This is a genomic window from Anoxybacillus thermarum, assembly GCF_000836725.1.
GTDB lineage: Bacteria > Bacillota > Bacilli > Bacillales > Anoxybacillaceae > Anoxybacillus > Anoxybacillus thermarum.
Map to the genome: position 1 here is coordinate 25,776 of NZ_JXTH01000020.1, position 13,086 is coordinate 38,861.

Here is a 13,086-nt window from a genome sequence, read left to right on the forward strand (position 1 = left end):
TTTTTACTCTTTGTTCATTATAGTACATCGAAAGAAATGATGTAAATTGCGACGATATTTTACTTACATAATGAACAGGCGAACGTGCACAATAAAAAGCGAAAGGGGAGGATCATATTGAATCATACAGTTGAATCGATTATGACGCGCCAAGTGGCGACGGTCACACCAGATCAATCTGTTCAAGAGGCAGCACAATTAATGAATGAACATAATGTTGGCGCTATTCCTGTTGTTGAAAATGGAAAAGTAAAAGGGATCATTACGGACCGTGACATTACCCTTCGTACGACGGCGCAAGGATTAACCCCTTCGACGCCTGTTTCACAAGTAATGACAAGCGATGTCGTCACAGGTGCACCAAACATGAGCGTTGATGAAGCAGCGAAAGTAATGGCCAAAAATCAAATTCGCCGCTTACCGATCGTACAAAATAATGCGCTTTGTGGCATTGTTGCTTTAGGTGATATTGCCACAAACCAAGCATACGATGAAGCGGCAGAGCAAGCGTTATCCGAGATTTCTGAACCTTCATATCATTAAACAAGAAAGGGGCTTCTTTATAAGGAGCTCCTTTTTGTTCAAAAAAGGAATTTGTATAAAAAAGCGAGAATAAGTTACAATGAGCAACGGAGGTAGCGTCAAAAATTCTATGAAAAGTGCCGATGAGCGACTTGTTGAAGGAAAATAAAGGGGATGGTGAAATCGGATTCGCCCTTGACCAACACTCGCCAAAGGGAAGAAAGGGTCAGTAAGGGCAAGGACAGGAAGAAAGGGCATAAGAAAGCACCACTTTTTTCACGGCATCAAACATAAAAAACAAGTAATGCCAGCGCCCCTTGACGCGAATATACGTCTTGTCGCCACAAAAAGAGCCGGACAGTTCGTACGGAAAATGATCAACAAAAGGCTTGATGATCCGCGCGACGCTAGGGGCATAGTTGATGACGGTCTGATGGGAAATCGGCAACCCATGGACGTCTTTCATGATACTCGCCGTTTTTCGGGCGGAGAGCCCATAGTTGACGTGATACGTCAAAATGATCCCTAGGGTGTGCGAGGAAACAGAAAGACGTGATACATCCACCCTTGTTTTCACCGGCGACGACGGTGCCAATGGCTGAAAATCAAAGAGGAACTCACGATAAATGTACCGCACTTTAAAGGCGTGCGGTGCGTGTTGGAACTTTTCTTTCTCCCGAGATGTCATCCGCCGCAAGTTCGCTTGGTAAAATGAACAATCATCGTTTTTACATTTGTGGATGTGATAATCTTTACGCTCTTTGATTTTTTCAAGTGTCTTTAGACAATGATTTGATATTGGGTCTTGATTATTTCAAACAAATACGCTAATAATTGAGGTAACAAGCTTGTCACTCCTTTTTGTTTGGGTGGTTATGTGTGTGGTTACCTCAATCATACCGCAAACAACAGGGGTGGCAAGCTTTTTTATCATTCATTGCGCAAAATCAACAAAAAATCGGGGTACGTCTTTAAAACTTTTGACAGTACCGCAACGGATATGGAGGGATACACATGACTTGGAAAATGATATATGAACGTTGGAAAGAAGCGCAATTAGATGAAGAACTTCGTGCGCATTTGGAGCAACTAGAGCAAGATGAAAAGCTGTTAGAAGACTGCTTTTATAAGACGTTAGAGTTCGGTACAGGAGGAATGCGAGGGGAAATTGGACCGGGGACGAATCGAATGAACATATATACTGTACGGAAAGCATCGGCAGGACTCGCTCGATACATTGCGTCGTTCGGTGAGGAAGCAAAAAAACGTGGGGTGGTCATCGCATACGATTCGCGTCATAAATCGCAACAGTTTGCGATGGAATCCGCAAAAACGCTTGCGACCTACGGGATTCAAACGTACGTGTTTGATGAGCTTCGTCCGACGCCAGAACTTTCATTTGCTGTACGACATTTACGTGCCTTTTCGGGTATTGTCATTACCGCAAGCCACAATCCACCGGAGTATAACGGGTATAAAGTATATGGGGAAGATGGGGCACAGTTGCCGCCACATATTGCAGATGTCGTCATTGAGCACGTCGATGCGATTGAAAATGAATGGGAGCTTGAGATTGAGCAAGAAGACGTATTAAAAGTAAAAGGGCTCATTCAAATCATCGGAGCGGAGATTGATGAGGCATACATACAAAAATTAAAGACGATTTCTCTTTCCCCACAACTCGCTCATGAAGTTGATGTAAAAGTTGTATTTACACCGCTTCATGGCACAGCAAATAAACTCGTTCAACGAGGATTGAAGGAATTTGGTTATAAAAATGTGTTTGTAGTAAAAGAACAAGAGCAACCTGATCCGAACTTTTCAACGGTAAAATCACCGAACCCAGAAGAACATGCCGCGTTTGAATTAGCGATTCAGCTTGGAAAACAAGTGGATGCGGACGTGTTGATTGCAACAGATCCTGATGCTGACCGTTTAGGGATTGCGGTAAAAAATGAAAAAGGGGAATACGTCGTTTTAACGGGCAATCAAACAGGTGGATTATTGCTTCATTACATTCTTTCGCAAAAGAAAGAAAAAGGGATATTACCGCCAAACGGGATTGTATTTAAAACGATCGTAACGTCTGAATTTGGTCGCGCCATTGCCGAGTCGTTCGATATAAAAACGATGGATACGTTAACAGGATTTAAGTTTATCGGTGAAAAAATTAAACAATATGAACAAACAGGGGAGTACGTATTCCAGTTTGGTTACGAAGAAAGTTACGGCTATTTAATCGGTGATTTTGCGCGTGATAAAGATGCGATTCAAGCCGCCGTTTTAGCTGTTGAAGTGTGCGCGCTTTATAAAAAACGAGGATTATCTTTATACGAAGCGCTTATGCAACTATTTGAGCAATATGGATATTATCAAGAAGGATTACGTTCACTTACGCTCAAAGGAAAAGAAGGGGCAGAGCGGATCGAAGCGTTATTAGCGACGTTCCGTCATGAACCGCCAACAGTTGTCGGAAAGCAACGTGTCGTTATTCGCGAAGACTATAAAGCGAGCGAACGAGTATATGTGGATACAGGAAAAAAAGAAACGATTCATTTGCCAAAGTCGAACGTATTAAAATATGTACTTGAAGATGGATCTTGGTTTTGCGCGCGTCCATCTGGCACAGAGCCGAAAATGAAATTTTATTTTGGAGTGAAAGGGCGAACGTTGACGGAAGCAAAACTACAACTAGAGCAATTAGAAACAGCGGTCATGGAGCGAGTATATATGTTAACAACTGATAAGGCGTAATGCCTTATCAGTTGTTTTTGAATGACTTTAATAATCATATTGCATCGTCAGAGTTGCCTCTTGTTCATACACGTCTAACGCGTGATCGATGTAACGTAACAATGCATTTAGTCGCTTTTGGACGACGGTGTAATCTTTTTCGAAATTATATGCATGAAGAAACTGTTCAATTTTTTTTGAAAGTAAATCGTCTTTTGTGCGTACCATAAGAATGAGTAAATGATCCCATTCCGATCGGTACGTATAATAAAGCGCTTTATCGTAATCAGCTGTATGCAACGCAAACCCTCCTTATCGTGAGGAGCTATATGTAGTTTATGAAAAAACGGCCGTTTTTTTCGCTGTAAATGTTGTGCGATTTGGCAGAGGAGAGTTGGGCATGGAGAGGTATATCGCGTATTATGAATCGCCAATTGGTTGGTTACAAATGATTGGAACAGATGAAAGCATAGAGCGCATAGATGTTGTGGAACAATGTAGAGAGAGAAATATTCCAACTAGCTTTATGCCATGGATAGAGGAGCTTGAACAATACTTTCAAAAGAAACGGACATCGTTTTCGATTCCGTTAAAGCTCGTGGGAACCCCGTTTCAAATTCGCGTGTGGGAAGCGTTGCAAACGATTCCTTATGGACAAACGGTTTCGTATGCTCATATTGCAAAAGAAATTGGACGTCCGAAGGCAGTACGAGCAGTTGGAAATGCTGTCGGCAGCAACCCATTCACGATCGTTATCCCTTGTCATCGCGTCGTGCGTACAGACGGTGGAATTGGCGGGTATGCGTGGGGGATAGAAAGAAAAAAATGGTTGCTTGAGCATGAAACGCGCTGAATGATCAGCGCGTTTGACCAAGTAGCCATTTGGCGTACGGTGAATTGGCTGGTAAAATGACGACCGTATCTTCGCCAATGGTCGTTTTATAAGACTCGAGCGTACGGTAAAACGAATAAAATTCAGGATCTCTTGCGAATGTTTCGTTATAAATGCGCGCAGCTTCTTGTTCACCTGCGGCACGAATGCGTTCTGCATCTGCTTGCGCTTTGGCCAGCATTTCTTTCACTTCGCGGTCTGTTTGGGCGATAATGCGTTGCTTTTGGGCATCTCCCATTGACAAATATTCTTGCGCTTTTGATTCGCGTTCGGAAATCATTCGTTTGTAAACAGACTGTTCGTTTTCTTTTGGTAAGTCAATGCGTTTTAAGCGCACATCAACGACACGAATGCCGTAACGGTCTTGTTGTAACAGCTCGTTTACTTTCGCTGTTACTTCATCGTTTAAACTGCCGCGCGATGACTTTTCATCGTTAATAATTTCATCATAGTTTAACCGTCCAAGCTCGGTGCGCACAATGGAGAAAATAAATTCATCCATTTTTGATTCTGCATTTTCTAATGTGCGGGCATTTTGAATCATTTCTTTCGGATTGGTAATTTCCCAAATGGCGTAATGGTTGACGAGAATCCGCTTTTTATCTTTTGTATTAATTTCTGCTTCGGCTACGTCGTAAAAAATTTGTGCTTTTGGCAACGATGTGATGGTTTGAATAAATGGAATTTTCAAACGTAATCCCGGCGTTTGGTCGATGCGCACAATTTCACCAAATTGGCGGACAACTTTATACTCGTTTTCATGAACGATATATACGTTTGTTAAGGCGATAACAAATAAAACAAGTCCAATGCCGCCACCGATGATAAAACGAAACCATTTCGTTGGAAGCTTATCTTTAAAAGAAAGGATATTTTGATCGTCTTGAAAATTTGTCATTCGTTACCACTTCCTTTCTCTGTCTTTTTCTCTGTCGTTTGTTTTTCGATCGGTTGAATTGGTAAATATTTCAGTGTATTCCCATCGTCATTCATAATGTAAATGCGCGTGTATGGCAACACTTGTTCAAGCGTTTCGATCATTAGTCGTTGCTTTGTAATGTCTTTTGCGTTTTTATATTCTTCATACAAGGCGTTAAATTTTGCGACATCTCCATATGCTTTTTCAATGCGTGCCACTTTATCAGCTTCCGCTTGGGAAATTAATGCATCTTTTTCCCCTTCGGCTTCTTTCGTTCGTTTATTTCGGTATTTATTTGCTTCGTTAATTTTCGTGTTCATCGTTTCACGTGCATCTGTGACGTTTGTAAATGCTTTGCGTACTTCGTCATTTGGCAAATCAACATCTTGTAACTTCACAGCTAAAATAGAAATGCCGATATCGTATTTTTTCATTAATGCGGTGAGCGATTCGCGCACATCGGCTTCGATTTTTGCCTTTCCTGACGTCAAGGCATCGTCGATTTTTGAACTACCGATGACGCTGCGCAAGGAGGCAGATGTCGCATTGTATAAAATTTGTTCCGGTTCGTATGAACGGTAAAGAAATTTCGCAGGATCGGTAATTTTCCATTGGACGACCATATCGGCAAGCACAATATTTTCATCACCTGTAATCATTTTTGTGTCGGCTTGGTTTGTCGCGACGACTTTTCCATTTTCTTCTTTGTATCCGAATTGTAAACTAAACGTTTCTCGCGATAACGTTTCGACTGTCTGAATCGGCCAAGGGAGTTTAAAATGTAGCCCTGGTGTTGTGACTTCCTCATCAATTTTCCCAAAAGTTAAAATAATGGCTTGTTCCGACTCATCAACGGTGTACCATGACGTTAAGGCAACGACGAGAAGAAAAATGCCCAAAATGGTACCGATGATGATGCCGATAAAAGAACGATTTTTCATATAAACCCACCTTTCTTGTTATTTATATGTATGTACGGAAAAAACAGAAAAAAGTTTCAATAAAAAGCTACTGATGTGCTAGACGAGACGAAGTAAGTTGACGAGCTCGACGGATGGCGGTGATCAGAAACGAGGGCATGTTGTCTTGCGCATGTTGTTTCTCTGGATGCAGCTCGGCATGAACGATATCCCATTCCTTCCCCGCATACGCAAACAACGGCGTAAAACCGTCAAATCCTTTATACGTTCGACTCACTCCTTCTTTTTTCGTATCCGAGTTGTCAAATGGGGAGCCATCTACATCAAGTGGGAGCCATGTCGTCTTCCCTTTCGTCCAGCAAGGAGCCAAGGTGGCGTGTTGTCGAACCAACAGACGCATCAATTCCTCCCAAATGATTGCTTCGGTCATCGGAAGACAAGCGAGCTGATCGAGCCGCTGTCTCAACGTCGGGGAGGAAGGCACGTGCCGAATGCCCATCGATGTCGAAAAGATATCATCATGACGATGTGCTTCGATATGATCAAAATCCGTTTTTCCTGTGGCAAGCCGATCATCGAGCGAATGAATGTACACATCTCGACGAACCGTTGGAAGCCGAAGGGCGTTTACTCGTTTATCCCGTTTCGTTTGATGGAGCAAGTAGCCAACGAGAGCAAGCCCCGCACTTTGGGGAATGGCTTCATTTGTCAACACAAACCAAATCGGGAAATCTTTCATCGTATTCACCTACTTGATGAAGAGTCATTCATGTCGTTTTCCCTTGTCGTATCAACGGTTTGCGACGATTGTAAAGATTTTTTGTCACGGATTCAGGTATCATTTACCATTATAGAACGTTTTAAGAACACAGGTAAAATTTTAATTAAATAACTGCTTTGACACAAGTTTTATGTAATTACTGAGCAGAGAAAAAGAAAAAAGTTTACATAAAATGTAAACTTTTTGTTGGTTACTCACTCAGTAGCTCATATATATTTTCGTTGTACGTTTCTTCCGTCGTATGTGAATAGTGTCGGTTTGTTTTCGATCACTGTTTCGATATGAATCGCACGTCCCCAAAGTTGATAAATGTAAGGAAGCACTTTTTCTAAATATTTCACGTCTAGTTCAATGCCTTCATACCAATGTTTTAAATATAGTTCTCCGTTGCGCATGTAGTCGCCATCGTTGACTGTAATGTATGGAAAACCGCCGTTTACGCGCATGTTCACAAGTTGATCGCGTACATGTTCCCAATGTTTATCAACAATTTTGTAGTCTTTTCCTTGTTTTTGGAATAAATACATATCTTCACGCATGACGAGTTCTTTCGTTAAATAGTTGCGCAAAAAAGAAATGTCAGATTCTAATTCGCGTACTTCAAATATTTTTGCGCGTCCTGAACCAGGTTTGACTCCGAGCTTTTTCATTTCTTCCGTCGGATTGTCCCAACGTTTTTCGATATCTTCAAAAATTTTCAGTCCTAAATAGTATGGATTAATGCCTGTACGTGAAGGTTGCACAACGCCTGCATTTAATTTCGCAAATTCAATCGCTTCATCGCTCGTTAAATCCATTTCGCGTAAAATACGTTGATGCCAGTACGTCGCCCATCCTTCGTTCATAATTTTCGTTTCGAGCTGAGGCCAAAAATAAAGCATTTCTTCTCGCATCATCGTTAAAATGTCGCGCTGCCATTCATCGAGTTCACGGCTATATTCTTCAATAAAAAGCAACAAATCTTTCTCAGGATGTGGAGGAAACTTTCTTCTTTTTTTTCGAGCAGGCGTTGTTTTTTTCTTTTCATCAAGAGACCATAAGTCGTCATACGGAGAAGGTTTTGGCGTTTCATTATCGTCTTCGTATACTTCCGTATCAGCAATCGTCCATGAAAGCTTCGGGCGAAGGAGTGACGGATCAATATGCTCTTGAATAGCTAATACAGCGTCTAAAAACTTTTCGACTTCTTGTTTCCCGTATTCGTGCTCGTAATGCTTTATTCGTTCGGCTGTTGCCGCCATGCTTTCAACCATGTCTCGTTTTGTGTTGCTAAAGCGAACGTTATTTTTAAAAAAGTCGCTATGGGCAAGTACGTGTGCGACAATTAATTTATTTTGAATAAGCGTATTTGTATTTAATAAAAATGCGTAGCACGGATCGGAGTTAATGACAAGTTCGTAAATTTTACTTAATCCGAGATCGTAATGGAGCTTCATTTTATGAAATTGTTTGCCGAAGCTCCAATGGGAAAAGCGTGTCGGCATACCGTATGCTCCAAATGTGTAAATAATATCAGCTGGACAAATTTCATAACGCATTTCATAAAAATCGAGTCCAAACCCTTCTGCAATTTCTGTAATTTCCGCAATCGCTTTTTCTAATGCTTTTTGTTCATCTCGTTTCATCGCGCTCCCTCCTTATGACAATGTATGAACGAGCGCGTCATTTGATACGTCAGGAATAATTCATTGACTTTATATTTTCTTTCGTATATATTTAACTATGTTAAATATTTATATCGTTAAAAAAGGTGGAGTGTGTATGGGACAAACGCCGTTTCCTACGCTTGTTGAGCGATTAGAGCATGCGTTTTCGTTAGCCGTTCGCAAACTGGCAGCTGATTTAGCGAAAGAAGAGATTGGCTTAACGAAACCGCAGTTTTTTATTTTAAATTTGCTGTCAAAGCGTGAAAAATGCACAGTGAGCGAATTGGCGGATGAAATGTTTGTCAAACCGAGCGCGATTACAACGATGATCGATCGCTTATATAAAAGCGGATTTGTCTTGCGCGAACGGGATGAGGAAGATCGTCGCGTTGTGTATGTACAGTTGTCTGAAAAGGGGAGAGAAATACTTGAACATGCGCGGGCGGAGCGAAGAAAAATTATTGAACGTTATCTAAAACAATTGCAACCCGATGAGCTTGAACAATTTGTCTGTACGATCGAAAAAATTGTTGCGACAAATGAAAAAGAGGAGAAGTGATACACATGAAAGAACAGGCCGCGATACAAGCGAGCATGGCCGATATACAACAAAAGCGGGGTATTTTAATTACAGGACTACTTGTTGCGATGTTGTTCGGGGCACTCGATGGAACAATTGTTGGAACAGCGTTGCCGCGCATTGTCGGGGAACTTGGTGGACTAAGTATGATGGCATGGCTCACAACAGCGTACATGCTCACGTCAACAACGATTGTCCCAATTGCCGGCAAGCTTGCTGATTTGTTTGGAAGAAAGTCGATTTATGTTACAGGATTAGCGATTTTTATTATTGGTTCAGCGCTATGTGGCATGGCGGATACGATGACCCAGCTTATTATTTTCCGCGCCATTCAAGGAATTGGTGGTGGCATTATGATGCCGATGGCGATGATTGTCATTGGCGATTTATTTACGGGGGCAGAGCGTGCAAAATGGCAAGGTGTGTTTGGCGGTGTATTCGGATTAGCGTCTATTCTTGGCCCGCAAGTCGGTGGATGGATTGTTGATTCGTTAAATTGGCGTTGGGTGTTTTATATTAACCTTCCCGTCGGCATATTAGCCATTGTTCTCATTTCTCTTGGTTTGCATAATCATCGTACGGCTGAGCGTGTAAAACTTGATTTGGCGGGCATGTTTACGATGGTTGTAGCCGTTGTTTCGTTGTTGTTAGCGTTAACGTTCGGCGGCGACAAATACGATTGGCTATCATGGCAAATCATTTCTTTACTAGCTAGTTCGGTCGTTTTTTTCAGTTTATTTGTATTTGTTGAGCGTAAAGCCGAGGAGCCAATTATGCCCATTCATTTATTAAAAAATAAGACGTTTGTTGTGCTCAATAGTGTCGGCTTTTTTATGTCTGTTGGCATGTTTGGAGCAATTATGTTCGTGCCACTCTTTATGCAAGGCATCATCGGGATGAGCCCATCGGAATCGGGAACGATGATGTTCCCGATGATGTTTGCGCTCATTATCGCAAGCATGATCGGTGGCCGGCTTGTGCAAAAAATTGGCGTGCGTCCGCAAGTCATTGGTGGCATGGTGCTTGTAGCGCTTGGCTTTTTCTTATTGTCAACGATGGATGTTCATACAAATAAATGGACGGCGATGTCATTTATGGCGACGCTCGGTTTTGGGCTAGGATTCGTCAATCCAGTCATTACGCTTGCGTTGCAAGAAGTATTTCCAAAATCGCAGCTTGGCATCGTGACATCATCGAGCCAGTTTTTCCGTCAAATCGGTGGGACGTTTGGCGCAACATTGTTAGGGGCAATTATGAACCATCGTTCGAAAGACTTATTGGAAGCGAAGTTTCTCCCGTTGTTACAACAATTACCGGAACAAGCGCATGCGATGATGGATTCATTTAAGCAGCTCGTTGAATCGAATCCGCAAAGCGTATATTCAGTCATTTTAAATCCAGAGACGTTGAAAAAAATTCCCGAACAAATGCAACAAATGTTTGTGCCTGTATTAAAACAAACGCTCGTTGATGCGTTAAGCGATGTGTTTTTATATGGATTGATTTTTGTTGGCATCGGCTTTATTTTTGCGATGTTTATCGGCCGCATTACGATTTCAAATCGAACGAATAAAATGAATGAAATGGAATAAATTATAAGTATACAGCGGGCAACGATGATGCATCGTTGCCTATTTTTGTTCGTATTTAAACCGGTTGCACAACAAAAACGAAATTTTTTATGAAAAAGTGCAACTTCCTCTTTAAACGAAGCCGTTTGTATATTAACATGAAAGAGTGAAGATCATTGAAAGCGATTTATTTTGATTGGATTGAGGAGGATTTTACGTGAAAAAGGCTTGGTGGAAAGAAGCGGTTGCATATCAAATATATCCGAGAAGCTTTATGGATTCGAACGGAGACGGCGTCGGTGATTTGCAAGGGATTATTCAAAAGCTCGATTATTTAAAAGACCTTGGAATCGATGTCATATGGATTTGTCCAATTTATAAATCGCCAAACGCTGACAACGGCTATGACATTAGCGACTATCAAGACATTATGGAGCAGTTTGGCACGATGGAAGACTTTGATCAGTTGCTTGAAGAAATTCATAAGCGCGATATGAAAGTCATTTTAGATCTCGTCATTAACCATACGAGCGATGAACATCCGTGGTTTATTGAATCGCGCTCATCACGAGATAATCCAAAACGCGATTGGTACATTTGGCGTGATGGAAAAAATGGAAAAGAGCCAAACAACTGGGAAAGCATTTTCGGTGGTTCAGCTTGGGAATATGACGAGACAACGCACCAATATTATTTGCACGTTTTTGCGACGAAGCAGCCTGATTTAAATTGGGAAAATGAAGATGTTCGTCGCGCGTTATACGATATGATCAACTGGTGGCTTGACAAAGGGATTGATGGCTTCCGTGTTGATGCGATTTCACACATTAAGAAAAAAGAAGGACTTCCGGATTTACCGAATCCAAAAGGTCTTGATTACGTTCCTTCGTTTGATGGACATATGAATCAAGAAGGAATTATGGAGTATCTTCGTGAGCTCAAAGCGCAAACGTTTGCGCGTTACGACATTATGACGGTTGGCGAAGCAAATGGAGTGACTGTAGAGGAAGCGGAAGATTGGGTCGGTGAAGAAAACGGCATTTTTAATATGATTTTTCAGTTTGAGCATCTTGGACTGTGGCAAAAAGGAACAGATGGCGGCGTCGATGTTCAGAAATTGAAACGCGTATTAACGAAATGGCAAAAAGGATTAGAAGGGGTTGGATGGAATGCGCTATTTCTTGAAAACCACGACCAACCGCGTTCGGTGTCAACGTGGGGAAATGATGAACAATATCTTGTCGAAAGCGCAAAAGCGCTAGGAGCATTATACTTCCTTATGCAAGGGACACCGTTTATTTATCAAGGGCAAGAAATTGGCATGACGAACGTACAGTTTGAAACGATTGATGAATATGACGATGTCGCTATTAAAAATTACTATCGCATTGAACGCGCCAAAGGTCGTTCTCATGAAGAAGTGATGCGTTGGATTTGGAAAAATGGCCGCGACAATTCGCGCACACCGATGCAATGGTCCGACGAAAAAAATGCCGGCTTTACGACAGGAACGCCTTGGATTGGTGTAAATGAAAACTATAAGCAAATTAACGTTCAAAAGCAGCTAAATGATCCGAATTCTGTTTTAAACTTTTATAAACGTATGATTCAACTTCGTAAACAACATGACGTATTCGTTTATGGAACATATGATTTAATATTAGAAAACCATAAAGCCATTTATGCGTATACGCGCACGTTAGGTGATGAAAAAGCGGTCGTCATCGTGAACTTAACAGACCGAAAAACGATGTATCGCTATGACTCGTTAAAATTAAATAGCGAACAACTTGTGTTAACAAACTATAATGTCAAACAACATAAACATGCGACACGTTTTACATTGCGTCCATACGAAGCGCGCGTATATGTCATGAAATGATGATGAAATCCCCTTTTCCGATATGGAATAGGGGATTTCACATTTTTTTCGTAATCATTTCATACTTTTCACATCTCTTTTTTGTACATTCATGACAAGCACATATTTTTAAACGGAGGGATTTTTGTGAAAAAAACGCGCAATTTACATTTATGGATTGGACTTATTTGTTCTGTATTTTTACTTTTAGAAGCGGTCACGGGCTTATTGTTAACAGAGCGATGGTTAATGGGAATGGGTGGTCATTCGCATGACAATCATGAACATGCGCATGGAGATGGACATGAACATGCGAAGTTAAATATGATTGATGCGGTGAGAAAAGCAAGCGAGTCTGGAGCGTTGAGTCAGTCAAGACTTTGTGGAGAACATTTTTTCGGTTCACTACGGGTGTTGTCAATCACTAGTTAGCGAACCATTTTCAGGAATTGATATCGTAAGCGCTTTTGGACTCTCATCCCTCATCTTGAAGTGATGATATTGTATTCCATTTTTTTACACCCAACCAAAATCCCGAAGCGCCGACAACGCTTGATGGATCGGCGTCCCGGATGACCGCTGCAGACACGGTAGATTCTGACGCACCACATCTGCCCACAACCGTCCTGCCTTCCGTTTGGCCTGTTCAACCCGCTTGGAC

10 protein-coding genes and 4 pseudogenes are annotated in these 13,086 nt (G+C 41.6%); 7 read left to right on the forward strand and 7 right to left on the reverse strand.

Annotation, left to right across the window (positions count from 1 at the left end):
• Positions 1 to 141 precede the first annotated feature (141 nt).
• Complete coding sequence (locus tag LH47_RS06640) at positions 142 to 543, forward strand: CBS domain-containing protein (protein ID WP_084220274.1); 402 nt, start codon at positions 142 to 144, stop codon at positions 541 to 543.
• Between the two features lie 226 nt (positions 544 to 769).
• Here LH47_RS06640 and LH47_RS15140 read toward each other — a convergent pair.
• Positions 770 to 1,312 (reverse strand): annotated as a pseudogene (locus LH47_RS15140) (DDE-type integrase/transposase/recombinase); the annotation flags it as partial.
• 224 nt (positions 1,313 to 1,536) lie between these two features.
• On the opposite strand from LH47_RS15140, the gene LH47_RS06645 reads away from it, so the two are divergent.
• The gene (locus LH47_RS06645) at positions 1,537 to 3,276 is read left to right on the forward strand and encodes a phospho-sugar mutase (protein ID WP_043965851.1); all 1,740 of its coding nucleotides are present in this window, start codon (positions 1,537 to 1,539) and stop codon (positions 3,274 to 3,276) included.
• Positions 3,277 to 3,303: 27 nt separating this feature from the next.
• On the opposite strand, the gene LH47_RS06650 is transcribed toward LH47_RS06645, so the two are convergent.
• On the reverse strand, positions 3,304 to 3,555 hold the full coding sequence (locus LH47_RS06650) for a YhdB family protein (RefSeq protein WP_043965853.1): 252 nt from the start codon (positions 3,553 to 3,555) through the stop codon (positions 3,304 to 3,306).
• A 100-nt stretch (positions 3,556 to 3,655) separates the two neighbouring features.
• Between LH47_RS06650 and LH47_RS06655 the strand changes: the two genes are divergently transcribed.
• Positions 3,656 to 4,108, forward strand: coding sequence for a methylated-DNA--[protein]-cysteine S-methyltransferase (locus LH47_RS06655; protein ID WP_043965855.1), 453 nt, complete (start codon positions 3,656 to 3,658; stop codon positions 4,106 to 4,108).
• Between the two features lie 4 nt (positions 4,109 to 4,112).
• Here LH47_RS06655 and hflC read toward each other — a convergent pair whose 3' ends face one another.
• The 4 genes and pseudogenes from hflC to LH47_RS06675 all read right to left on the reverse strand — a co-directional run bounded on the left by hflC (position 4,113) and on the right by LH47_RS06675 (position 8,392).
• Entirely contained in the window at positions 4,113 to 5,045 is a 933-nt protein-coding gene (gene hflC, locus LH47_RS06660) for a protease modulator HflC (RefSeq protein WP_043965857.1), read from the reverse strand.
• Positions 5,042 to 6,007 (reverse strand): FtsH protease activity modulator HflK, encoded by a 966-nt coding sequence (hflK, locus tag LH47_RS06665; protein WP_043965859.1) that lies wholly within the window; start codon positions 6,005 to 6,007, stop codon positions 5,042 to 5,044. The genes hflC and hflK overlap by 4 nt, the downstream gene beginning before the upstream one ends.
• Positions 6,008 to 6,086: 79 nt before the next feature.
• Positions 6,087 to 6,725, reverse strand: a pseudogene (locus LH47_RS06670) (IS1380 family transposase); the annotation flags it as partial.
• A gap of 248 nt (positions 6,726 to 6,973) precedes the next feature.
• Positions 6,974 to 8,392, reverse strand: a complete 1,419-nt coding sequence (locus LH47_RS06675) for a SpoVR family protein (protein WP_043965861.1) — start codon at positions 8,390 to 8,392, stop codon at positions 6,974 to 6,976.
• Positions 8,393 to 8,528: 136 nt separating this feature from the next.
• On the opposite strand from LH47_RS06675, the gene LH47_RS06680 reads away from it, so the two are divergent.
• The 4 genes and pseudogenes from LH47_RS06680 to LH47_RS16420 form a co-directional block, all read left to right on the forward strand.
• Complete coding sequence (locus tag LH47_RS06680) at positions 8,529 to 8,972, forward strand: MarR family winged helix-turn-helix transcriptional regulator (protein WP_043965863.1); 444 nt, start codon at positions 8,529 to 8,531, stop codon at positions 8,970 to 8,972.
• 5 nt (positions 8,973 to 8,977) lie between these two features.
• Positions 8,978 to 10,585: an MDR family MFS transporter gene (locus tag LH47_RS06685; RefSeq protein WP_043965865.1), complete on the forward strand. Its 1,608-nt coding sequence runs from the start codon at positions 8,978 to 8,980 to the stop codon at positions 10,583 to 10,585.
• Positions 10,586 to 10,781: 196 nt separating this feature from the next.
• The gene (locus LH47_RS06690; RefSeq protein ID WP_043965867.1) at positions 10,782 to 12,446 is read left to right on the forward strand and encodes a glycoside hydrolase family 13 protein; all 1,665 of its coding nucleotides are present in this window, start codon (positions 10,782 to 10,784) and stop codon (positions 12,444 to 12,446) included.
• A 126-nt stretch (positions 12,447 to 12,572) separates the two neighbouring features.
• Positions 12,573 to 12,680: pseudogene (locus LH47_RS16420) on the forward strand (PepSY domain-containing protein); the annotation flags it as partial.
• Positions 12,681 to 12,941: 261 nt separating this feature from the next.
• On the opposite strand, the pseudogene LH47_RS15145 reads toward LH47_RS16420, so the two are convergent.
• A pseudogene (locus LH47_RS15145) lies at positions 12,942 to 13,086 on the reverse strand (UPF0236 family protein); the annotation flags it as partial.

Excerpts from the sequence above, each read along its gene's own strand:
- LH47_RS06640 (WP_084220274.1), top strand. The coding sequence starts at position 142 with ATGACGCGCCAAGTGGCGACGGTCACACCAGATCAATCTGTTCAAGAG.
- LH47_RS06685 (WP_043965865.1), top strand. The coding sequence starts at position 8,978 with ATGAAAGAACAGGCCGCGATACAAGCGAGCATGGCCGATATACAACAA.
- hflC (WP_043965857.1), bottom strand. The coding sequence starts at position 5,045 with ATGACAAATTTTCAAGACGATCAAAATATCCTTTCTTTTAAAGATAAG.
- LH47_RS06655 (WP_043965855.1), top strand. The coding sequence starts at position 3,656 with ATGGAGAGGTATATCGCGTATTATGAATCGCCAATTGGTTGGTTACAA.
- LH47_RS06675 (WP_043965861.1), bottom strand. The coding sequence starts at position 8,392 with ATGAAACGAGATGAACAAAAAGCATTAGAAAAAGCGATTGCGGAAATT.
- LH47_RS06645 (WP_043965851.1), top strand. The coding sequence starts at position 1,537 with ATGACTTGGAAAATGATATATGAACGTTGGAAAGAAGCGCAATTAGAT.
- hflK (WP_043965859.1), bottom strand. The coding sequence starts at position 6,007 with ATGAAAAATCGTTCTTTTATCGGCATCATCATCGGTACCATTTTGGGC.
- LH47_RS06680 (WP_043965863.1), top strand. The coding sequence starts at position 8,529 with ATGGGACAAACGCCGTTTCCTACGCTTGTTGAGCGATTAGAGCATGCG.